The following is a 21219-nucleotide window of genomic DNA, read 5'->3' as shown; positions in this document are numbered from 1 at the left end:
TTCTTGGCGCGTTGGAGAATGCAATGACTGATAAAGCGTTCGCCCAGGCCGATCCCGAGTGGCTGGCACTGATCAGTGCCGCCCGTGAATGGCTGTCCGGGCCTGTCGGGCAATTTTTACTGGATGAAGAACGACGCATGCTCGAAGACGAGCTGGGTCGGTTCTTTGGTGGCTACCTGGTGCATTACGGCCCGTCGGCACAAACCCCGCCGGCGGCGCCCCAGGTACAACGCAATGTGCGCCTGGGGGCGCCGTTGCCGGGTGTCGAGATTGTGTGCGAGGAACAGGCCTGGCCGTTGAGCGAGCATGCGGCCGACGTGGTGGTGTTGCAGCATGGCCTGGATTTCTGCCTGTCGCCCCATGGTTTGCTGCGCGAAGCCGCCAGCAGTGTGCGCCCAGGTGGCCATTTGCTGATCATCGGCATCAACCCCTGGAGCAGTTGGGGTTTGCGCCATGTGTTCGCCCACGACGGGTTGCGCCAGGCGCGCTGCATCTCGCCGTCGCGCGTCGGCGATTGGTTGAACCTGCTGGGCTTTGCGCTGGAGAAACGCCGCTTCGGGTGCTATCGTCCGCCGCTTGCGTCTGCCAAGTGGCAAGGCCGGCTGGCCGGCTGGGAACGCAGGGCCGGTGCCTGGCAATTGTCTGGCGGTGGTTTCTACTTGTTGGTGGCGCGCAAGATCGTCGTTGGCCTGCGCCCGGTGCGTCAGGTACGCCGCGAACCAATGGGCAAGCTCGTGCCGATGCCCATGGCCAAGGTCAATCGCAAGCAGAGCGAACAGTAAAAAACCTTTTTTGATTTCAGGTCGAGTCTCTCGACCTCGGGCCCTTGTCGGTCGATTATCGGCAACCCGCTTTGATGGATCCCGCTTTAATGGACAGTGAAATGACCGATACCGTAGAACTCTTCACCGATGGCGCCTGCAAGGGCAATCCCGGCCCCGGCGGATGGGGCGCCTTGCTGGTGTGCAAGGGCGTGGAGAAGGAGCTGTGGGGTGGCGAAGCCAACACCACCAACAATCGCATGGAGCTGATGGGGGCGATCCGCGGCCTGGAAGAGCTCAAGCGTCGTTGCGACGTGTTGCTGGTGACCGACTCCCAATACGTGATGAAGGGCATCAACGAGTGGATGGTCAATTGGAAGAAGCGCGGCTGGAAAACCGCCGCCAAGGAGCCGGTAAAAAATGCCGACCTGTGGCAATTGCTCGATGAACAATGCAACCGCCACAACATCACCTGGAAATGGGTGCGCGGGCACATAGGCCATCCCGGCAACGAGCGGGCCGACCAACTGGCCAATCGCGGCGTGGATGAAGTGCGCGGCTACAAGCAAAGCTGACCATCAGTTGCAATGCAGCGGCCATTCGAGCCGCTGCTTCACATCCCGCATTGCCCGCGGTGAATCCACCAGCACGGCGTCGATCTTCAGGCACGCTGCTGCCCGGTAATCATCGTCGCTGTTGATTCCAATCGCCAGAATGTTGACCTTGCCCTTGGACTGGAAGCAGTTGATCGCCGGTGGCGTCCATAGCTTGGCATTCACGGGTGAGCGTGCTTCGCCCAAGGTGAACGTCTCCACCAGTTCGACTTTTCGCTGATACTCAAACGCCACCCAACTGCCAGCGTGTGGTACCGGACGGCAGCTCTGTGCCAGGGCGACGGCTGCCAGGCGGTTTCGTGTGTCGTCCCGGGATTCAAATAGCCGAGCTTGAGGGAAGCGCGCGAAAGCGGTTTGGTAACTGGCATCGGTGGAGTAGATCAGCACCCGGTCCCACGCATGATTGTGTTTCAGCACACTGGCAACGGCGTTGGCCTGCGCTTCAGCAGGCAAGGCTTTCATATCGAGAATGACGGGGATTGAAGCGGGAATCCTGTCCAGTGCTTGCTGCAATGAAGGCACCGGAGCGGCGTGCGTGCGGTAGGGATAGGCCACCTGCCCGCGGGTGTCGGTGAGTTTGAAGTTCCACCCCGCATTCAACTGCTGCAATTGTTCCAGGCTTTGTCTGGCGACGGACCCACTGCCTTGCGTATTCGCGCTCAGGTCGGCAGGGCGATAGAGAACGGGGACGCCGTCACTGCTCAGTTGAACCGTCAGCCAGATCATGTCGACGCCATTTTTCAAGGCGTTGTCGATGGCCGGCAAGGTGTTTTCCGGATAATCCGCGGTGCCCGAACGGTGTGCAACGATCAGCGGAAGCGATTTATCGGGCGTGCCAGTGGGGGCAGATGTGCAGCCCGCGATCATTAATACGGTAATGATCAAGGCGATGGCGCGGCGGTTGGGGGTCACCTGTTGTTACTCTCGCTGAAGGTCGGGGCGGCTGTGACCTTACATGACGAGGATTGCCCTGGCCAACTGCTCGTCCGAGTAGTGTTCGTCCTTGAGCGCCAGGCGAATATGTTCCAGCGCCGATTCCAGCTGAACACCCCTGATCACTCCGTCGCTGGCGACAAAGGCGGCAGCGTCGGTCTTGGCGGCCAGTACCACTTTGTCATCCTTGAAGGACGAACTGGTGCCTTTGGTAGCGCTCATGCTCAGGCTGACCAAGGCGTCGGTGGTCATCACGAAGCTGGTGGCCTGGGTGTTGGTGCTCAGGGCGCCGGTCAGCAAAACGAAGGGTAGCAACGATTTACGCAAGGTCATGGGTTAGCGTCTGCAGCAAGTCGAGGGTGCGCAGGCTATCAACGGCACCTAGTGCAGACTTTATAAGGTTTGCTAATTCTTGTTAAAAACTGTCGCACATGGGCTTCATTTGGCCAGCCCTGGGTCGTTCAGGACATGTCGTGCTAATATCCCGCCCCTTGAAATGTACCAAACCGTTGAGAGCTGAACCCTGATGGCCATCCGATCTGTTGTACTCGATACCGAAACCACCGGCATGCCGGTGACCGACGGCCACCGGATCATTGAAATCGGCTGCGTCGAACTGATGGGCCGTCGCCTCACCGGCCGGCACTTCCACGTCTACCTGCAACCGGATCGGGAAAGTGATGAAGGCGCCATCGGCGTCCACGGCATCACTAACGAATTCCTGGTGGGCAAGCCACGGTTTGCCGAAGTGGCCGATGAGTTCTTCGAGTTCATCAACGGCGCGCAGCTGATCATCCATAACGCGGCGTTCGACGTTGGCTTCATCAACAACGAATTCGCGTTGATGGGCGCGACCGACCGGGCTGATATCACCCGGCACTGCTCGATCCTCGACACCTTGATGATGGCCCGTGAGCGTCACCCGGGCCAGCGCAACAGCCTCGATGCCTTGTGCAAGCGCTATGGGGTCGACAACTCCGGCCGTGAACTCCACGGCGCCTTGCTCGACTCCGAGATTCTCGCCGACGTCTACCTGACCATGACCGGCGGCCAGACCAGCCTGTCCCTGGCCGGTAACGCTTCGGACGGCAATGGTTCGGCAGAAGGCTCGGGCAACCGTCCTTCGGAAATCCGCCGCCTGCCAGCGGATCGTCAGCCCACCACGATTATTCGCGCCAGCGAGCAAGACATGGCCGAACACGCGGCGCGTCTTGAGGCGATCGCCAAGTCCGCCGGCGCACCCGCGTTGTGGACCCAATTGACCCAGCAATAACCGTCATCCCAGCGCCAGCCCCTGGCTGGCCCTGATCAGGTCATAAGCCTTGCGTGCAATCGGGTTCGCCGTGTTCGGGCGGATCCACAGGTAATATGTCACCTCCGGCATCCTCGGCAGCCCGTCGTTCTCTCCCAATACCCGCATGTCCGGCCCGAGCATTTCCATGCTCCGTGGGGTCACGCCGAGCCCTGCGCGGGTGGCCGCCTTGATCCCGATCAGGTTCGATGCCAGGTACGCCTGCCTCCACGGAATGTTCGCCCGCTCCAGCGCCTCCAGGGCATAGCGCCGATAGATGCTCGGCTCATCCACCAGAATCAACGGCAGCGGTTCGCTCGGCGAGTGAATGTATTGCGCCGAACAAATCCACCACACCGGCGAGGTGCGCAGCGCAAAGCCTTCCAGGTTGGCATCGGCGCGGGTGGAGATCACCATGTCGACCTTGCCCCGGTGCAAGTCGTCCATCAGGAACGGGCTGCGGCCCACGTCGATTTCCAGGCGCAGGCGCGGTGCCGAGCGGGCGATGTGGCTGAGGATCGGCGGCAGGATGGTGTCGGCGATGTCGTGGGGCGAGCCGATGCGCAGTACACCGCTGAGGCTGCTTTCCCGCAGGGAGTTGAGTGCATCGTCATTCAACGACAGCATCTGCCGCGCATGCCGCAACAACTGCATCCCAGGTTCTGTCAGCTGCTTTTGCCGACCACGTTTTTCAAACAGGCTGACGCCTACTTGCTGTTCGAGGCGCTGCATATGCTGGGTGACGGAAGATTGCGTGCGGGCGAGATGGGTGCCGGCTTCAGCGAAGCTGTGGTGGTCGACCACGGCGATAAAGGTGCGGAGCAGTTCGAGATCGAGGGTCGACATGGCCATTCCAGGGCATTTTTTATATCAGGGGCGTGAAGATAAACATTACATATATTTATGTGTTGTCGCGTCGAATTTTTACAGAGTCCAATGATTACGAGTATATGGCCAAAAGTGAGGTCGTCCATATACGGGAAGTTATAACGATATTAGATATTTGAATTTCCGTTGCCCCGGCACTCTCCCTAGCATGCCCCCACATCAGGTCGGGGTACGCCGATCGCTAATGAGGGGAGTTCCATGGGTTTTGTGCGCGCGGCGGTAAAACGAAGGTTGCCTGTGGTCCTGGGCGCATTGATCGCCCTGGGCGGCAGCGCGGTGGTTCAGGCCGACGCGACCCTGGACAAGATCCAACAGCGCCATGTGCTGGTGGTCGGCGTGCTGCTGTCCGGCGGGCCGTTTGGCGGCATCGATCCCACCACCCAAAAGCCCAAGGGCTTGAACGTCGACCTGGCCAACGAGCTGGGTCGTCAATTGGGTGCCGAAGTGCAACTGGTGCCGGTATTGCCCGCCAACCGCGTGCAGTTCCTGCAACAGGGCAAGGTCGACCTGCTGATTGCCAACATGGAATGGACCGCCGAGCGCGGCGAAATCCTCGGCTTCGTACCAACGCCGTTCTACAGGATCGGCGGCACCGCAGCGGTACTCAAGGACAGCAAAATCACCCATTGGGAAGACCTCAAGGGCCAGCCAGTGTGCACCTCCCAGGGTAGCAGCTACGTCAAGCCGCTGACCGAGCTGGGCGCACAGATCAAAGGCTTCAAGAGCTCCTCCGAATCCCTGCTGGCCCTGCGCGGCAACAACTGCGTCGCGGCGGTGCATGACTCCACCCTGATCAACCCGCTGATCAACGACAGCGCCGAATGGAAGGACTACCGCGCCATCAGCCCCGAGCTGAACCCGGCACCGTCGGTGATCTGGACTCGCCGCGGCGAGAACGACACCCAGGCCAAACTCGACCCGATCATCAAGGAACTGCATCGCAGCGGCTGGCTGATCGACGCCCAGACCCGCAACCACATCACCCCGGCGTCCCCGGCGCTGGTGGAGTTGCAGAAACAGTTCAAGGGCGCCTGACACATGACATTGAGAACCCTGACTGCCTTGGGCCTGGCACTGTGCGCAAGCCTGGCCCACGCCGATGCGACCCTCGACAAGATCCAGCAACGCCATGCCATCAGTGTCGGCGTGATTCTCAGCGGTCCGCCGTTTGGCACCCTCGACCCCAGGACCGGCGAACACCTGGGCTACAACGTCGAGCTGGCCAAGGGCCTAGGCCAGGCGCTGGGCGTAGAGACCAAGACCGTCTCGGTACTGGCGCCCAACCGCGTGCAGTTCCTGCAACAAGGCAAGGTCGACGTGCTGATCGCCAACATGCAGTACACCGACGAGCGCGCCGAAATTCTCGACTACGTGCCCACGCCCTATGAAGAAGTCGGCGGCGCAGCGTTGATCCGCAAAGGCGCCGGCATCACCCAGTGGGCCGACCTCAAGGACAAGCCGGTGTGCGTGTCCCAGGGCAGCAACTTCATCAAGCCGTTGCAGGAAACCTATGGCGCGCAGATCAAGGCGTTCCGCAGCCAGTCCGAATCCCTGCTGTCGTTGCGCGGCAATGGCTGCGTGGCGGCGGTGCACGTCAGCCCGACCATGCACGCGCTGCTGGACGACGCTGAATGGTCCGGCTACGAAATCCCGTTGCCGGGGGATTTGATCCCGTCCAAATCCGTGATCTGGATCCGCAAGGGCGAGCACGACACCCAGGCCAGGCTCGACGCTATCGTGCGTGACTGGCATCGCAGCGGCTGGTTGATCGCCCTCGGCGAACGCACCGGCATGGCCCCGTCCCAAGCCCTGCGGGATTTGCACGAGCAGTACAGCCATGAGTGAAGCGCTATTCGCCACCTTGCAGCAATTGCTCGGCGCCGCCCATGTGCAGCGCAGTGAAGATGCCCCCCAGTACCTCACCGACAAACAGGGCCGCTACACCGGCCAGGTGATCGCCGTGGTACACCCGGCCAACACCGAGGAAGTCGCCGCCGTGGTACGTGCGTGTGTGGCCCTGGAAGCGCCCATCGTGGTCCAGGGCGGCAACACCGGCCTGATGGCGGGCGCGACGCCGGACGCCAGCGGCCGCGCGGTATTGCTGTTGCTCGATCGCATGAACCGGGTGCGCGTGATCGATACCGACAACGACACCCTGACCGTCGAAGCCGGCTGCATCCTGCAAAACATCCAGGACGTGGCCCGTGAAGCCGGTCGCCTGTTTCCGCTTAGCCTCGGCGCCGAAGGCAGCTGCACCATTGGCGGCAACCTCGGCACTAATGCCGGCGGCACGGCGGTGCTGCGTTATGGCAACACTCGCGAGCTGACCCTGGGCCTGGAAGTAGTCACCGCCGAAGGCGAAATCTGGAATGGCCTGCGCGGTCTGCGCAAGGACAACACCGGCTACGACCTGCGGGATTTATACATCGGCAGCGAAGGCACCCTGGGCATTATCACTGCCGCCACCCTGAAGCTGTTCCCGCTGCCCAAGGCCCAGGCCACCGCGCTGCTGGCCTTTGATGAACTGGCCCAGGCGGTAGCGTTCCTGTCTCATGCACGCGCCGGTTTTGGTGCAAACCTCACTGCATTCGAATTGCTCAGCGCCGATTGCCTGGCGTTGTTGCGCGAGCAGTTTCCCGAAGGCCCGCAACCGTTCATCAAGGCCAGCCAACCCTGGTTTGCCTTGCTGGAGCTGTCGGACAACCACGGCGAAACCCACGCCCGCGAAGCCTTCGAAGCGGTCCTCGGTGAAGCCTTCGAACAGTCACTGCTGGCCGACGCACTGATCGCCGAGAGCCTGGCGCAGAGCGAAGCGCTGTGGCTGCTGCGGGAAAACATGAGCGAAGCGCAGAAGCGTGCCGGGCGCAATATGAAGCACGATATCTCGGTGCCGATCTCGCAAATCGTCGCTTTCGTTACCCATACCGACGCGCTGTTGCAGGTGCATTTCCCCGGCGTTCGCAACTTCACGTTCGGGCACCTGGGGGACGGCAACCTGCATTACAACGTCGCCCATCCGCTGGGTTCCACGGTGGACGAGCACATGCGCAACTACGCGGCATTGAGCTTGCTGGTACACGACAGCGCCCATGCCCACGGCGGCTCCATCAGCGCCGAACACGGGATTGGCCAACGCAAGGTTGGCATGCTGGGTCGTTACAAAAGCCCGGTGGAACTGGACCTGATGCGCCGCATCAAACGCGCCCTCGACCCGAAAAACCTGCTCAACCCCGGCAAAGTCCTGGAGGTGCAGCCATGACGGTTCGCCTGTCCAAGCGGGTGCAGCGGGTGTCGCTGTCGGCCAACGCCGCGGCCAAATCCCGCGCCACGGAACTGCGTGATGCGGGCCGCGACATTCTGGACCTGACCACCGGTGAGCCAGACTTCGACACCCCGGAGCACATCAAACAAGCCGCCTACGCCGCCATCGCTGCGGGCGCCACCAAATACACGCCGACACCCGGTGTGAAAGCCTTGCGCATCGCGGTGCAGCGCAAGCTGGCCGAAGAAAACCACCTGGACTATTCACTGCCCAACATCGTGATCGCCAACGGCGCGAAACAGATCATCTTCAACGCCTTCGCCGCCACCCTCGACGACGGCGATCAAGTGCTGGTGCCGACGCCGTACTGGCCGTCTTTCCCTGACAGCGTGCGGTTCAACGGTGGCGAACCGGTGTTTATCGAGTGCGGGCTGGAGCAGGGCTGCAAGCTGCTGCCGGCTCAACTGGAGCAGCACATCAATCAGCGCACCCGCTGGCTGATCCTTAACGGCCCGGGCAACCCGAGCGGCGCCGTGTACAGCGAGGTTGAACTGCAAGCGCTGGCTGAGGTGCTGCGTCGCCATCCCCAGGTGCTGGTGCTGCTGGATGAACTCTACGAACACATTCGTTTCGACGGCCGCCCGGCCCAGAGCCTGCTGAACGTCGCACCGGATTTGCAGGACCGTTGCCTGCTGGTAGGCGGCGTGTCCAAGACCTACGCCATGACCGGCTGGCGCATCGGTTTCGGCGCGGGGCCACAGACCTTGACCAATGCAATGGCGGTTGTTCAGTCGCAATCCACCTCCGGCGCATCTTCTGTCGGGCAAGCCGCCGCGTTGGCCGCATTCACCGGCGGGCTGGGTTTCCTCGCCGAGCAGGTAGCGGCCTATCAACTGCGCCGGGACCTGCTGATGATGGCCCTCGGCACCGTCGACGGCCTGGAAGTGCTCGAACCCCAGGGCGGCTTTTTCGTGTTTGTGCGTTGCGCCGGTTTGCTTGGCCGCTATCGCCCGGACGGTCAGCGGCTGAACGATGATGGTGATGTCGTCGCGTACCTGTTGGAGGAGGGCGTCGCCGGTGTAGCGGGGAGTGCCTATGGCCTGTCGCCGTGGTTTCGGCTGTCCATCGCCACCGCGACCGACAGCGTGGCCGAGGCCGGTCGCCGTATTGCTGTCGCCTGCGGCAAATTGCGGGGCGTCGAATGAGTCATTGGCTGGAGATTTTTGTGCACTGGGCCGCCGGTATCGGCCTCAACTACAGCTTCCTGCTGGATGCCTATCAGCGTGGCACCCTGGAGCAGGGCGCGCTGACCACCGTGCTGTTGTGCCTGTTCACCATCGTCGGCAGCCTGCTGGCGGGGATCAGCCTGGCGACACTGCTGACTTCAGGCAACCCGTGGCTGGCCAAGCCGGCGCGGGTGTTTATCGAAGTCACCCGCAACACGCCTACGCTGGTTCAGCTGTACTGCGCGTTCCTGGTGTTGAACATGCTGCTGACCCAGGCCGTCGGCGCGGCCAACCCGCTGACGCCGTTTGCCTGGGTGGTGATCGTGATCTCGCTGCACAAGGGCGCGTTCCACGCTGAGGCCCTGCGCGCCGGTATCGAGGCGGTACCTTCCGTGACCCTGGAAGCTGCCAGTTCCCTGGCCTTCAGCAGCCGGCAGTTGCTGTGGAATGTGCAGTTGCCGTTGGCCCTGCGCTTCGCCTTGCCGTCGCTGATCAACAACCTGATCGACCTGGTGAAAATGACCGCCGTGGCCTCGGCCATCGCCGTGGGCGATATCACCTACGCCTCGATCATGATCTGGACCCAGAGCGACAACGTGCTGGAACTGATGATTCTGATCCTGAGCTTTTTCGGCTTGCTGAGTTTTACCGTCAATTGTGTGGGGCGCTGGCTGGAAGCGCGCCTGAGGATGCCCGGTTATGGCCATTGATTCATTCCCGGTGCTGTCGGCGTTGCTGCAATGGTCGCCGGCGCTGGTGACTGGTTTCGGCCAGAACATCCTGATCAGCCTGGTGGCGATTGGTCTCGGTTCGCTGCTGGGGCTGATGGTGGGCGCGTTGGCCCTGTCGCCGTTGCGCCTGCTGCGGTTGCCGGCGCGGATCTGGGTGCAGATTTTCCGCAACGCGCCGTGGCTGGTGCTGATCTATTTCACCACCTACGTGTTCCCATTCGAGATCCATATCGGCAGCTCTTACGTATCGTTCCCGGACTGGGTCAAGGTGACCATCGGCCTGGCCTTGCCGGCCAGCGCCAACGTGGCGGAAATTTTTCGCGGCGCCATCGGCTCGATCCCCAGCACCCAGTGGGAAGCGGCACGCTCACTGGCATTTACCCGTGGCCAGATCTTCCGCTCGATCATCCTGCCCCAGTGCTTCAAGCGCATGTTGCCGCCGTGGATGAACCTCTACGCGGTGGTCACCATGGGCACCGCCCTGGCTTCGCTGGTGGGCGTGCACGATGTGATCGACACCGCACAGATCGCCAGCAACACCGTGAACATGACCGGCTTCACCGTGGTGATCTACCTGAGCCTGCTGGTGCTGTTCTTCGCCTACTGCTACCCGATTTCCCGTTTGACCCAACGCCTGGAGCGCCGTTATGCCTTCTATTGAACCCCTGGTCAGCCTGCGGGACTTGCAGCTGTCGTTCGGTGACAACCGGGTGCTCAAGGGCATCGACCTCGACGTGCATCGCGGTCAGGCGGTGTCGATCATCGGCCCGTCGGGCTCGGGCAAGTCGACCATCCTGCGTTGCATCACCGGGCTGTTGCAGCCCCAGCGCGGCACCATCCGCGTGGGCGAAACCCGGGTCGACACGCTGACCCAGGAAGCCCAGCGCATCGAGTTGCGCAAGCGCGTCGGGTTTGTGTTCCAGCAATACAACCTGTTCCCGCATCTGTCCGTGCTGGAAAACCTGGTGATCGCCCCGCGCAAGGTGCTTGGCCGTAACCGCGCCGAGGCAGAGAAGGACGCCCGGGCGCTGTTGGCCAAAGTGCGCATGGAACACAAGGCCGATGCCTATCCCGGCCAGTTGTCCGGCGGCCAGCAGCAGCGAGTGGCGATTGCCCGGGCATTGGCCATGCGCCCGGAACTGATCCTGTTCGATGAAGTGACCTCGGCCCTGGACCCGGAAACCGTCGGAGAAGTGCTGACGGTGATTCGCGAGCTGACCGAAGAGGGCATGACCTGCGTGCTGGTGACCCATGAAATGCGCTTCGCCGAAGAGATCAGCGACATCGTCTACTTCACCGAAAACGGCGTGATCGTCGAGCACGGCAGCGCCGAGCAGATCTTCCAGCGCCCCACCAGTGAACGCACCCAGGAATTCCTGCGCCATGCCTTGGGCGATCCCGGCCGCCGGCCACCGACCGCCAACGATCCGTACCTGTTGACCAACCTGAGCCGCTACACCCTGTCTGTCTAATAAGAGGAACCTCGTCATGAGTACCGCAAACCGTGCCGCCGTTATCGAAGACTTCCTGCAGCAGATCCGCGTCATCAACCAGCGTGGCGTAGACCGCGCGGCCCTGGTGGAAATTGTAGGGCTGCTGGAAACCCTGGCCGAGCGCCGGGACCTGTTCAACTTCAACGAATTCCCCGCACCAGTACCGGGGCAGGGCAGCACCGCGTTCCGCTATCGCCTGAATGACGACGGCGACACGCCGACCCTGTACCTGAACTCGCTGCTGCCGGGCAAAAGCACCATTGCGCACAACCACGAAACCTGGGCGATCATCAGTGCCGTTGAAGGCCAGGAAATCAATTACGTGTATGGCCGCAACGATGAAGGGCGTGAGGAAGGCTTCACCACCCTGACCCTTGAGAAAGAAGTCGTCGTGCAGCCGGGCACCTCTATCTCGTTCCTCGGTGAAGACCTGCATGGGATTCGTGTTGAAGGTGAGCAGGCGACCTTGCACTTTCACCTGTACGGCTTGCCGCTGGAGTCCCTCAATGGCCGTTATGGCGTTGAGGCCGACGGCCGGATTCTCAACTACAACGCCTCGCAGATGGCGCCTTCAATCCGGGCCTATTCCTGAGCACTACACACATCAAATGTGGGAGCGGGCTCGCTCGCGAATGGGGTGTGTCAGCCAATGAATGCGTTTCTGACCCACCGCATTCGCGAGCAAGCCCGCTCCCACAATTAGATTCGCGTTCATCCAGGGTTTTTTATGATTGATCTGTATTACTGGCCTACGGGCAATGGCCTGAAAGTCGGCATCCTGCTGGAAGAGCTGGAGGCGGAGTACCGCCTGATTCCGGTCAACATCCGCGAAGGCGCGCAGAAGCAGGAAAGCTTCCAGCGCATCAGTGCAAATGGACGGATTCCGGCGATTGTCGACCACAGCCTTGAAGCACCCCTGAGCCTGTTCGAGTCCGGGGCGATCCTGAATTATCTGGCGGACAAAGCGGGGCGGTTCCTGCCGCCCGGCGGCACCGCCGAGCGCCAGAAAGTCCAGGAGTGGCTGTTCTGGCAGGTGGGACATATCACCCCGTACCTGAGCCAGTTGCAGCTGTTCAAGGAGAAGGCGCCGGAGCCGATTCCCTTCGCCCTCGACCTGCTGAACGCCGAAGCCACGCGCCTGTATCGGGTGCTGGAGAAGCGCTTGGCCGAGGTGCCGTATGTGGCGGGGGAGTACTCGGTGGCCGACATGGCGATCTTCCCGTGGATCCAGCCCCTGCGCCAGGGCCAGGACTTGACGGACTACCCGAACATCCAGGCCTGGCGTCTGCGGATCAAGGCGCGCCCGGCGGTCCAGCGGGCCTATGCCAAGGGACGTGAAGTCGCCGCCGGCGAGCGTTCGTTGGCCTTGCAGTAACTCACCTTTTTTTGCGGGACTTCCATGAGCCAGACCATCACACCCGGGCAATTGCAACAATGGCTGTTCGACGGCCAGGAAATCGCCCTGTTCGACGTACGCGAGCACGGCCAATACGGCGAGGCGCACCTGTTCCACGGGGTAAACCTGCCCTATAGCCGCCTGGAACTGGAGGTGCAGCGCCTGGCGCCCAACCCTCAGGTGCGCCTGGTGATTTACGACCAGGACGGCGGCGACGTGGCTGCGCGCACGGCGCTGCGCTTGCAGACGCTGGGCTACGGCCAGGTGCATGTGCTGGAAGGCGGCGCGGACGGTTGGCAGGCAGTTGGCCTGCAACTGTTTGCCGGGGTGCATGTGCCGTCAAAAGCCTTTGGCGAGTTGGTGGAAGAAGCCAGCCACACGCCCCACGTCACCGCGCAGCAACTGGCGGAGTGGCAAGCCAAGGGCGAGCCGCTGGTGGTGCTGGACGGCCGACCGTTCGATGAATACCGCAAGATGACCATTCCAGGCTCCATCTGCTGCCCCAACGGTGAACTGGGCTACCGCGTGCATGACCTGGTGCCGGATGAGACCACGCCGATCGTGGTCAACTGCGCCGGTCGTACCCGCAGCATTATCGGCGCGCAGACGTTGATCAACCTCGGTGTGAAGAATCCGGTTTATGCGTTGGAAAACGGTACCCAGGGTTGGTACCTGGCGGATTTCAAACTGGAGCATGGCAGTGCCCGGCGTTATGCCGATCAGGTCTCGACGGATCTGGGCCAACAGCGCGAGTCTGCCCGGCAACTGGCGGAGCGGGCAGGGGTGGTCAGTGTCAAGGCGGAGCAGGTTCGCCAATGGGCAGCGGACCCGACTCGCAGCCTGTTCCTGTGTGATGTGCGCACCGCCGAAGAATTTGCCGCCGGCAGTTTGCCAGGGGCGCAACATACGCCGGGCGGGCAGTTGGTCCAGTCCACCGACCTGTACATCGGCGTGCGTCAGGCGCGGGTGGTGCTGTTGGACAGTGATGGTGTACGTGCACCGATTGTTGCCAGTTGGCTGCGTCAGTTGGGGCATGAGGCCTATGTGCTGGAGGATGGCATCCACAGTGGATTGGCGCTGGAGGTCAAAGAGGCCGTGCCCTTTGACGCGCTGCCGCTGATCTCGGTGCAGGCGCTGGCCGATGCGCTGAAGGACGACGCCGTGGACCTGGTGGACCTGCGCCCGAGCATGACCCATCGCAAGGGCCGGATTGCCGGTTCGCGCTGGTCGATCCGTTCCCAGTTGACCGCCGGTGCGCGCCCGTTGGTACTGCTGGCGGATGATCCGGCGTTGGCTGCTTTTGCTGCGCTGGAGTTGGGCGACGATGTGCGTTTGCTCGACGGCGGCTATGCCGCATGGGTGGCGGCAGGTTTGCCGGTGATCGAGGACGCGCAGACGCCTACCGACAATCAGTGCATCGACTTTTTGTTCTTTACCCATGACCGCCACAGCGGCAACAAGGACGCCGCCCGCCAATACCTGGCTTGGGAAATCGGCCTGTTGGCACAGATGAGCGAAGCGGAAATCGCCAGTCTCAAGCCGTTGTTGCCCGCTTCACGCGTGCGTACCCGCTTGATTCACGCGGCGCGTACCGAAGGTGGCAATGGTGGTCGGGCGGTGAATATACCGATCACCCGCCTGAGCACCGTGCTGTTCGACAACCTGGCCCAGATGCGTGACGCCCGCTCCCGGCGCGACAGTGAACGGGTCCTGAGCTACGGCGCTCGCGGGAATCCCACTGCGTTTGCACTGGAAGATCTGGTCACCGAACTGGAAGGCGGCTACCGCACCCGGTTGTATGGCACGGGGCTCGCCGCAGCGGCGCAGACGTTCCTGGCCTACCTGCGGCCCGGCGACCATGTGTTGATCACCGATGCCGTCTATTCACCGGTGCGCAAACTGGCCCGGGAGTTCCTGCAGCCATTCGGCATCGAAGTCAGCTACTTCACCCCGGATGGCAGCGGCCTGGAAGCGCACCTGCAGGCCAACACTAAAATGGTCTACGCCGAAGTACCCGGTTCGCTGCTGTATGAGTTGTGCGACCTGTCCGCACTAGCCGCACTGTGCAAGCCGCGGGGCATTTTGCTGGCGGTGGACAACACCTGGGGCTCGGCGTACCTGTATCGCCCGCTGGCGCTGGGTGCCGACATCTCGATCATGGCGTTGACCAAGTACCTTGGCGGCCACAGCGACGTGATGATGGGCAGCGTCTGCACCACCGAAGCGGCATGGCCGGCCCTGGCGAAAATGAGCGATACCTTTGGCAATGCGGTGAGTGCCGACGATGCCTACCTGATCCTGCGCGGCGCGCGCACCCTGGCTTCCCGGCTGGACGTGCACGAGCGCCAGGCGCTGAAGATTGCCCAGTGGTTGCAGGGGCAACCGCAGGTCAAGCGGGTGTTTCATCCGGCCTTGCCCGAGCATCCAGGGCATGCGCTGTGGAAGCGTGATTTCAGTGGTAGCAATGGTTTGCTGTCGTTTGAACTCAGCAGTGCGGATGCCGGTTACGTCGAGCGCTTTATCGACGGTTTGCAGCTGTTTGGCCTTGGCGCATCCTGGGGCGGTTATGAAAGCCTGGTCACCCTGGCCGACACACAGGATCGCCAGAGCGCCGTCGACCGTGGATTGAACCCGGTGATACGCCTGCATGTGGGGCTGGAGGATGTGGAGGCGTTGATCGAAGATTTGCGGCGCGGGTTTACACTGGCCACATGACGTTGACCGCAAGGGCTGGCACAGCCAGCTCTTGCGGGAGCGCCGCTTATGCGGCGAAGTCAAGCACCTGTTTGGAAAGTGTGCTGTCGAACAGACCCGGTCCGGCTTTTGCCAGCGTGAAGGTTCCGTTCGGTTTAACCTCAACACCGCTGGAACCTGCGAATACAGTCTCCACGCCGGGCTTTTGAAGAATATCCAGAAGCGGTTTTTTTCCGTTGTATTCCTGGCCCACGACCATCCCCATGCCAAATCGGGACGAGGAGTTCACACCGCCGACAAATATCACCTTGCCGCCACTGGCCAGAGACTGATCCAGGTCGTCCATCAGTTGGGCGGTATCTTCATTGGGCAAGCCGAACTCCAGGCTGCTGCCGGTTAAATGCATCAACGTCCGTTTTTGATAGACCCCGTCTTTCAAGTCAGTCAACACCACCAGGGCGGAGCAGTCGGTCAAGCTTTCGGTTGAGAGCACCGAGTTATTGTCTTCGATAGTACGGGAGTTGCCCATCAGCACTTCGACTTTTGGGGGGACCACGCTCGGACGGACCGGTTCGCTTCCCTTCGGTGGCCCCACACGGACAGGCCGATAGTTGATGGGCATATCAACCCAGACAGGTTTTGCTGCCGTTCCATAATTGACTCGGATCGGATCGCCGTGCTCTTTAATCACCACAGGAAAGATATCTTGCGTGGCGTAGTATTCATACAGATCGTTGTTGGCAAGCTGTTTAATAGCATTTATCGGTAGATTTTTTTGATCCGCGGCTTTATAGCTGGCGTAAAAGTCTTCGTATATTTCATCCGGGAATTTATTGTCCGAGTAGCTGGCAATTACCGTTCCCTCAAAACCTTTAACCGGTTTGCCCGTAATGGTGTGCAGGTCGCTGGCGAACGACCGGGTACCACCGTCTGCCGAATAGCAGAAAAGGGTGCGAATGTTCCGGTATTTTTTCAGGTCGATCCCACGGGCCAGTAGCTTGTCGTAGATCTCCTGGGCTGAATAGAGTGCACCATTCTCGCCGACGATTTTTGTGGGTTGGCCAGGTTTTGGCTCTTCGCCATGTCCGAAGATATTGATACGCTCGGCGCCGTCGTAGGTGTCCACGAACGTTTGAATTTCCCCTTCGATGGCATCGACCTTGGTGACCGGCCCTCCCAGCTGTATTGGATACGTTGGTTGCGTAGGTGATGACGTTTCTGGTGGCAGGAGCCTGCCACTTGTCACCTCCTGGGAGGCGTTTGTTTCCGAGGCATTGCCAGGCGATGGTGTACGAAAGTGCAGAAACAGTGTCGCCAGGTTAAGCAACAGATCGGCGAGTGCCGTCTCTTTGTTCTTTCCGTCTTTGCTGGCCAGGGCATTTATATCTTGGCCAATGCCCAGTGCCTGCATCGCTATGCCGATATAGGCGAGGGGGCCGCGCAGAACAGGCAGCACGCTGTTGAGCACCAGCAGTCCGCCCCTTTTGGCAGATGCCCAGCGATTTTCAGCATTCGAGACCGATTGCTGATCGGCCAGGCTGGCCAGGCCATTCGCGTTATCTTCGTACAACCGATTAATCAATTGCCCCGAGTTCAGCGCCTGCTGCAACTGGGTCGCAGCATGACCTTCTGTGGTGAGGACGGGCGGTGCGGGCGTCGACAGCGGCGCAAAGTCGTCGCCCATGGTAAAGCGCCGGATGTGAGGTTCTTTAAATCCGCTGTTGTTGTAGATCTTCCGGGTCGCGTCGTCCGGTAGCCAGGCGAGGATATCTTTTTGCAACTGGTTCGGTTTCTGAATGGCCTCCATCAAGGCCTGGCGGGTTGGAAACTGCAGCAACTGCGCAGTGGTGTTCAACGGGCGATACAGAATATGCGGTCCGGTGGTGCTGTCCTTGGGTTCAATCAGGTACATGTTGCTGACAACATCAGGTGTTGTACCCGGCTCGCGCGTAAAGGCCAGGGGCCGGATAACGATCTCCTTGCCGTCGACGGTTTTTGTGCCCGGCGTTGGATCAAGTATTTGCTCAACGTACCGGAACCCCGTGGTGTCGAAGCCGAATGCGCCTGTTGTTGCCAGTTTCAGGGCCTGGAGCTTCAGCTCGATAGGTACCTGCTGGGCAAACAACGAGAGACGCTGAGCTTTTTTTGTGGGGTCGTCGAGCAACTCTTGCTTGAGAAACTCCGGGTATTTCTTGCCGATGTCAGCGTCTTGAACCTTCTTCTTGAGGACGCCTTCACCCTCAAGCGCGGTTATTCGCACAGTGCCTGGCTTGCCATCGGACTTGTAATAGACGTCGATCTGCCCGTCCGGCAACCCCGACAGATTGCGCAGGAGCATGTCGGTCATGCTCATTCTGACTCGTTCGACGGTACCGACGCCCGCCGAGATACCGCCTCCCCAACCGGCAAACAGCGAGCCGTCTGTCGGCTTCAATTCAATTTCAATCTGCGAGGTGTTGTACGACCTGGGGCTGGGCAGTTGTGCGTCGAATTGCTTTTGGGCAAATGTGCGCAGGTCGTCTATTGCGTAGTCGTACGACTGCCCTTTGTTGCGCTGCACGAAGCCCGCCAGCTCCAGCATCAGGTGGTGCAAGGCAACGCGTTGCGAGTCGTTGGCCTGATTTACCCAGGCCGGCGGCTGAGCGGCTGCTTGAGTCTGGCTCGGCGCATCCGCTGCAGATGGGTTGACGGACAGCGTGTCGCCCAATTCACCGTCGATAATAATGCTGGCTTGGGTATCGAACGGATTGCCGGTCAGCTCCGACTTGACGTGGCCGGCTTGGTCGAAGGCGTCCCAGGAGTCATAAGGTGTAATTTTGCCGCTGGGTTCCACCAGCAAGAGAATCTCGCGATTGGGTCCTGCCAGGGCGCGATGAATCAGTAGGTTGGGCGTGTCCTCGTTCTCGGGCCCGTTTGTAAGGCGATAGACAGTGGCTGGAGAACTGCTTGGGTCCTGAGGGGCAGCACGAGTCGATCCTTCAGAATGCTTTACGACCATGTCTACGGTTTTGCGTTGTTCGGCATCCAGCCCAGGCTGCTTGAGGCCAGCTCGCTGCAGATTGTCTTGCAGGAGGCGGCTGACCAATGACTGACGGCTGCCGCTATAGACCGCAGGCGCAGTGAAGGCGGGCTGCCTCCAGTAACCGTGGGTGGCCGTTTTGTAAATCGTCTCCAGTTGCGTCGGTAAACGGAGCAACTCATTCTTCAGTGCGTTCATATCGATAGGGACGGGGACGTATCCTGGCGTCCCGGTACGTGCCAGAAGGTCAGGGCGGGTGTCGAACAATTTGGCGCCTGCGGGGATGCTCAGTGATTTACTGTTGCTCAACGCGTCCATGGCGTACTGCATAAGCGGGATGTCTTTGCGCTCTCCGGGATTCTCCGGGTTGAGTACGCCAATGCTCAGGTGGTTGATGTCCAGGTCCCCTGCACCATGGGCGGTGCGTTGGACGTAGAAGCCCAGCCATGAAGCGACCGCCGAATACACGCTGGGTGCCGCGGAAAACAGGCTGTTGGCGATACTGGTTGCGGGGTCGATGGTGTTGACGGGCGTTTTATCGAGCACCGACGTGACGGGTTGAACGGTACTTGCGTTCTCGAGCTGCTGGATAGCGGCGAGCTGTGCTTGTTGTACCGCGCGCGCTCTCTCGTCGGCAGGAGGGGTATCCCGGTTCAAGGCGGGGAAGCCTTTATGATAGAGCGCAGTGCTGCGTGTGAGAGCGTCTTTCAGGGTGTCGGCGGGGAGATGCTCACCATAAAAACTCAGCGCTTTGATGACGGAGATGGAGCCATCCGGGTTATAGGACATGAGCTCCTTCGTGCCCTTGCCCAGTTGATTGGCCAGCGCCCTTATCTCGGACGATACCTGGGCCCATCCGGATTGATCGTTGACCGTGGCGATCGTGCGAAAAACGCGGTTTGGCAGGTCAAGGACCATCAGGTCGCCCGCTGGCTGGCTAATGTTCACGGTTGAAATATCGACGTTTTTTTTTCGCGCAAAATCCAGGAATTCCTCAGCCTGAAGTGCTGTGTTAAAGGCTTTGATCGTTTGTCCGATAGTGGAGCGCTCAGGGGGGGTAATTACGTAGCCTGACGTTAGGCTTGCGTCGGCAGGTCGTATTTCGTTTCTTCGCAGCAGCAGCGCGGTTGCGCTCATTTGCGCCACTTCTTTATCCGCCTCAATAACCTGTGTTGCTACCGTTTGAGCAGGCAGCATAGGTGGCAAAATTTTCCCGCTGAGCTCAGCTCCGATGGTTTCTGTTGCTTGCTGTTGGCGTTCGATAACGTTTTGGTGTTGCCGATTTTTTGAATCTGAATGAGCCGGGAATGATCGGGTCGTCAGTATTTCGCCGATCAAGGGTAATTTCCTTGGCCCCCGGGGCCCCTGATCGTGACCGTAAAAGTTACCGAGCAGCTCCAGAGGCACTTTGTTCTCGCCGTAAAACGGAAATGTATCGCCGTCTGGTGAGAGCCATTTTGCTGTGGTTATAAGGTTGGCGGCGGCTTCTTCCCAACCAGGAAGGGTGTCTGCAAAGGTTGTTTTCCCATCAACCAAGCAGCGCATCGATGCGGGTGGATACCAGTCGAACATCGAAGTATCAATTTTGTTGTTTTTGGCAAAGGTTGCAAACGGTTCTGCTGTCAGTGCGAGATTGAAGGCCGACCATGCCGTGCCAAACGAGGAAGCATGCGGGATGTTGGAGAGGCTCGTCGAGATTTGGTTTATCTGTCCGGAAGTGTCTCCTGCTATCTCTTTATCCACCAGGGCCAAGGCATACTGGATTGCTATATCGCTATCGCCTTGTTTTACCATCGCTTTGGCGTTTTTCGAGTCTTCCAGGCTGACAATATTCACGTCGCTCTGCGGAGGAACCGGGGAGACGAGCCCGCTCGATGCGTGATTTTTCAGAGCAGCCGACTGCGGCTGGACGGAGAGTGCGTGGTGTATGGATATGTTGGCAGCGGGGCGCAAATCAGCAATTCTCATGAGGCATCCTTCAGGCGGCGTTAGGAAGACTACGGCCGTTGATGGATGTCCTTGCAACGGCATTCGCTGTGTCGTTCACGAGTACGCTACGGTTCCGAGGACTGCCTGGCAGAATTTATTGCGAAACGATGCGTGAAGCGCGGGTGCGACGCTTGAGAAATGTCACCAGGGCCTGTGGAGTGCCTGCGCTTATTGCGTGGGCGCTCCATAACAATTTGCGTCCGCCCATAGGTGCCCATCGAACTTTGTGTTTAACTTCGGCACCTGAAATTCGTTTCACTACCACCACTAGAAGGATTCCGTTCATGGCTCAAGTTACCCTCCGAGGCAACCCTGTCCAGGTCGAAGGCGATTTGCCGAAAGTCGGCGCCAAGGCGCCAGACTTCACCCTGACTGCCGGCGACCTGTCTGACGCGACCCTGGCGACTTTCGCCGGCAAGCGCAAAGTGCTGAACATTTTCCCAAGCGTTGATACCCCGACCTGCGCCACTTCGGTTCGCAAGTTCAACGCCCAGGTCAACGACGTGAACAACACCGTAGTGTTGTGCATCTCCACCGACCTGCCATTTGCCCAGGCGCGTTTCTGCGGTGCGGAAGGCCTGGAAAACGTGAAGAACCTGTCGGACTTCCGTGAGGCAGCCTTTGCTGTCGACTACGGTGTTGCGATTGCTGATGGCCCGCTCAAAGGCCTGACCGCACGTGCCGTCGTGGTACTGGACGAGAACGACAACGTGCTGCACAGCGAACTGGTCAGCGAAATCGGCCAAGAGCCGAACTACGAAGCGGCCCTGGCTGTTTTGAAGTAACTGTTACTACGCATTACTGTCGTTTTGCAGTAACACGCGTGATGCAGTATTACGGCCTGGCCTAGTCCAGGCCGTTTTTATTTGTGCTTCAGATGCTTAGCCGGATAGCAAATGGACTAAGCACAGAAGTTAAAAGT

18 protein-coding genes are annotated in these 21219 nt (G+C 60.4%); 14 read left to right on the top strand and 4 right to left on the bottom strand.

Annotated features, from left to right (window positions below; translation table 11 throughout):
• Positions 1–23 precede the first annotated feature (23 nt).
• Together K0H47_RS14820 and rnhA are read left to right on the top strand one after the other, a co-directional pair.
• Entirely contained in the window at positions 24–782 is a 759-nt protein-coding gene (locus K0H47_RS14820; protein ID WP_017477562.1) for a class I SAM-dependent methyltransferase, read from the top strand.
• 101 nt (positions 783–883) lie between these two features.
• Positions 884–1336: a ribonuclease HI gene (rnhA, locus tag K0H47_RS14815; RefSeq protein WP_003207474.1), complete on the top strand. Its 453-nt coding sequence runs from the start codon at positions 884–886 to the stop codon at positions 1334–1336.
• A gap of 3 nt (positions 1337–1339) precedes the next feature.
• Here rnhA and K0H47_RS14810 read toward each other — a convergent pair whose 3' ends face one another.
• Both K0H47_RS14810 and K0H47_RS14805 read right to left on the bottom strand, forming a co-directional pair.
• Positions 1340–2260: a glycerophosphodiester phosphodiesterase family protein gene (locus K0H47_RS14810; protein WP_257626674.1), complete on the bottom strand. Its 921-nt coding sequence runs from the start codon at positions 2258–2260 to the stop codon at positions 1340–1342.
• Positions 2261–2326: 66 nt separating this feature from the next.
• The gene (locus K0H47_RS14805; protein ID WP_219273066.1) at positions 2327–2641 is read right to left on the bottom strand and encodes a DUF2388 domain-containing protein; all 315 of its coding nucleotides are present in this window, start codon (positions 2639–2641) and stop codon (positions 2327–2329) included.
• 199 nt (positions 2642–2840) lie between these two features.
• Here K0H47_RS14805 and dnaQ point away from each other — a divergent pair, with 199 nt between their 5' ends.
• Positions 2841–3581: a DNA polymerase III subunit epsilon gene (dnaQ, locus tag K0H47_RS14800; protein WP_167410183.1), complete on the top strand. Its 741-nt coding sequence runs from the start codon at positions 2841–2843 to the stop codon at positions 3579–3581.
• Positions 3582–3584: 3 nt separating this feature from the next.
• On the opposite strand, the gene K0H47_RS14795 is transcribed toward dnaQ, so the two are convergent.
• Positions 3585–4445 (bottom strand): LysR substrate-binding domain-containing protein, encoded by an 861-nt coding sequence (locus K0H47_RS14795; RefSeq protein ID WP_003207477.1) that lies wholly within the window; start codon positions 4443–4445, stop codon positions 3585–3587.
• Between the two features lie 240 nt (positions 4446–4685).
• On the opposite strand from K0H47_RS14795, the gene K0H47_RS14790 reads away from it, so the two are divergent.
• The 10 genes from K0H47_RS14790 (at position 4686) to metC (ending at position 15310) form a co-directional block, all read left to right on the top strand.
• A complete protein-coding gene (locus K0H47_RS14790; RefSeq protein ID WP_063030773.1) occupies positions 4686–5522 on the top strand; it encodes a transporter substrate-binding domain-containing protein in 837 nt (278 codons plus the stop codon).
• A 3-nt stretch (positions 5523–5525) separates the two neighbouring features.
• Complete coding sequence (locus tag K0H47_RS14785) at positions 5526–6332, top strand: transporter substrate-binding domain-containing protein (RefSeq protein ID WP_219273064.1); 807 nt, start codon at positions 5526–5528, stop codon at positions 6330–6332.
• Positions 6325–7746 (top strand): FAD-binding oxidoreductase, encoded by a 1422-nt coding sequence (locus K0H47_RS14780; protein WP_093197570.1) that lies wholly within the window; start codon positions 6325–6327, stop codon positions 7744–7746. The genes K0H47_RS14785 and K0H47_RS14780 overlap by 8 nt, the downstream gene beginning before the upstream one ends.
• Positions 7743–8954: an aminotransferase class I/II-fold pyridoxal phosphate-dependent enzyme gene (locus tag K0H47_RS14775; RefSeq protein ID WP_219273062.1), complete on the top strand. Its 1212-nt coding sequence runs from the start codon at positions 7743–7745 to the stop codon at positions 8952–8954. The genes K0H47_RS14780 and K0H47_RS14775 overlap by 4 nt, the downstream gene beginning before the upstream one ends.
• Positions 8951–9685, top strand: coding sequence for an amino acid ABC transporter permease (locus K0H47_RS14770; RefSeq protein WP_093197565.1), 735 nt, complete (start codon positions 8951–8953; stop codon positions 9683–9685). The genes K0H47_RS14775 and K0H47_RS14770 overlap by 4 nt, the downstream gene beginning before the upstream one ends.
• Complete coding sequence (locus K0H47_RS14765) at positions 9675–10367, top strand: amino acid ABC transporter permease (protein ID WP_063030764.1); 693 nt, start codon at positions 9675–9677, stop codon at positions 10365–10367. Before K0H47_RS14770 ends, K0H47_RS14765 begins: the two co-directional genes overlap by 11 nt.
• Positions 10354–11178: an amino acid ABC transporter ATP-binding protein gene (locus K0H47_RS14760; RefSeq protein ID WP_177026739.1), complete on the top strand. Its 825-nt coding sequence runs from the start codon at positions 10354–10356 to the stop codon at positions 11176–11178. Before K0H47_RS14765 ends, K0H47_RS14760 begins: the two co-directional genes overlap by 14 nt.
• Before the next feature lie 16 nt (positions 11179–11194).
• Positions 11195–11791 carry a cysteine dioxygenase gene (locus K0H47_RS14755; protein WP_177026738.1) on the top strand — a complete coding sequence of 199 codons (597 nt, stop codon included), beginning with the start codon at positions 11195–11197 and terminating at the stop codon, positions 11789–11791.
• A 135-nt stretch (positions 11792–11926) separates the two neighbouring features.
• Positions 11927–12574 (top strand): glutathione binding-like protein, encoded by a 648-nt coding sequence (locus tag K0H47_RS14750; RefSeq protein ID WP_093197549.1) that lies wholly within the window; start codon positions 11927–11929, stop codon positions 12572–12574.
• A gap of 24 nt (positions 12575–12598) precedes the next feature.
• Entirely contained in the window at positions 12599–15310 is a 2712-nt protein-coding gene (gene metC / locus K0H47_RS14745; protein ID WP_219273060.1) for a cystathionine beta-lyase, read from the top strand.
• Positions 15311–15356: 46 nt separating this feature from the next.
• Here metC and K0H47_RS14740 read toward each other — a convergent pair whose 3' ends face one another.
• Complete coding sequence (locus K0H47_RS14740; RefSeq protein ID WP_219273058.1) at positions 15357–20276, bottom strand: hypothetical protein; 4920 nt, start codon at positions 20274–20276, stop codon at positions 15357–15359.
• Between the two features lie 305 nt (positions 20277–20581).
• On the opposite strand from K0H47_RS14740, the gene tpx reads away from it, so the two are divergent.
• Positions 20582–21082 (top strand): thiol peroxidase, encoded by a 501-nt coding sequence (gene tpx, locus K0H47_RS14735; protein WP_003207496.1) that lies wholly within the window; start codon positions 20582–20584, stop codon positions 21080–21082.
• Positions 21083–21219: the final 137 nt, after the last annotated feature.

Source organism: Pseudomonas sp. Xaverov 83 (genome assembly GCF_019352905.1).
GTDB lineage: Bacteria > Pseudomonadota > Gammaproteobacteria > Pseudomonadales > Pseudomonadaceae > Aquipseudomonas > Aquipseudomonas yamanorum.
Note: the sequence above shows the minus strand (reverse complement) of the source record. Positions and strands in the feature narration are given on the sequence as shown.

Excerpts from the sequence above, each read along its gene's own strand:
- K0H47_RS14820 (WP_017477562.1), top strand. The coding sequence starts at position 24 with ATGACTGATAAAGCGTTCGCCCAGGCCGATCCCGAGTGGCTGGCACTG.
- rnhA (WP_003207474.1), top strand. The coding sequence starts at position 884 with ATGACCGATACCGTAGAACTCTTCACCGATGGCGCCTGCAAGGGCAAT.
- K0H47_RS14805 (WP_219273066.1), bottom strand. The coding sequence starts at position 2,641 with ATGACCTTGCGTAAATCGTTGCTACCCTTCGTTTTGCTGACCGGCGCC.
- K0H47_RS14795 (WP_003207477.1), bottom strand. The coding sequence starts at position 4,445 with ATGTCGACCCTCGATCTCGAACTGCTCCGCACCTTTATCGCCGTGGTC.
- K0H47_RS14790 (WP_063030773.1), top strand. The coding sequence starts at position 4,686 with ATGGGTTTTGTGCGCGCGGCGGTAAAACGAAGGTTGCCTGTGGTCCTG.
- K0H47_RS14785 (WP_219273064.1), top strand. The coding sequence starts at position 5,526 with ATGACATTGAGAACCCTGACTGCCTTGGGCCTGGCACTGTGCGCAAGC.
- K0H47_RS14780 (WP_093197570.1), top strand. The coding sequence starts at position 6,325 with ATGAGTGAAGCGCTATTCGCCACCTTGCAGCAATTGCTCGGCGCCGCC.
- K0H47_RS14775 (WP_219273062.1), top strand. The coding sequence starts at position 7,743 with ATGACGGTTCGCCTGTCCAAGCGGGTGCAGCGGGTGTCGCTGTCGGCC.
- K0H47_RS14770 (WP_093197565.1), top strand. The coding sequence starts at position 8,951 with ATGAGTCATTGGCTGGAGATTTTTGTGCACTGGGCCGCCGGTATCGGC.
- K0H47_RS14765 (WP_063030764.1), top strand. The coding sequence starts at position 9,675 with ATGGCCATTGATTCATTCCCGGTGCTGTCGGCGTTGCTGCAATGGTCG.
- K0H47_RS14760 (WP_177026739.1), top strand. The coding sequence starts at position 10,354 with ATGCCTTCTATTGAACCCCTGGTCAGCCTGCGGGACTTGCAGCTGTCG.
- K0H47_RS14755 (WP_177026738.1), top strand. The coding sequence starts at position 11,195 with ATGAGTACCGCAAACCGTGCCGCCGTTATCGAAGACTTCCTGCAGCAG.
- K0H47_RS14750 (WP_093197549.1), top strand. The coding sequence starts at position 11,927 with ATGATTGATCTGTATTACTGGCCTACGGGCAATGGCCTGAAAGTCGGC.
- metC (WP_219273060.1), top strand. The coding sequence starts at position 12,599 with ATGAGCCAGACCATCACACCCGGGCAATTGCAACAATGGCTGTTCGAC.
- K0H47_RS14740 (WP_219273058.1), bottom strand. The coding sequence starts at position 20,276 with ATGAGAATTGCTGATTTGCGCCCCGCTGCCAACATATCCATACACCAC.
- tpx (WP_003207496.1), top strand. The coding sequence starts at position 20,582 with ATGGCTCAAGTTACCCTCCGAGGCAACCCTGTCCAGGTCGAAGGCGAT.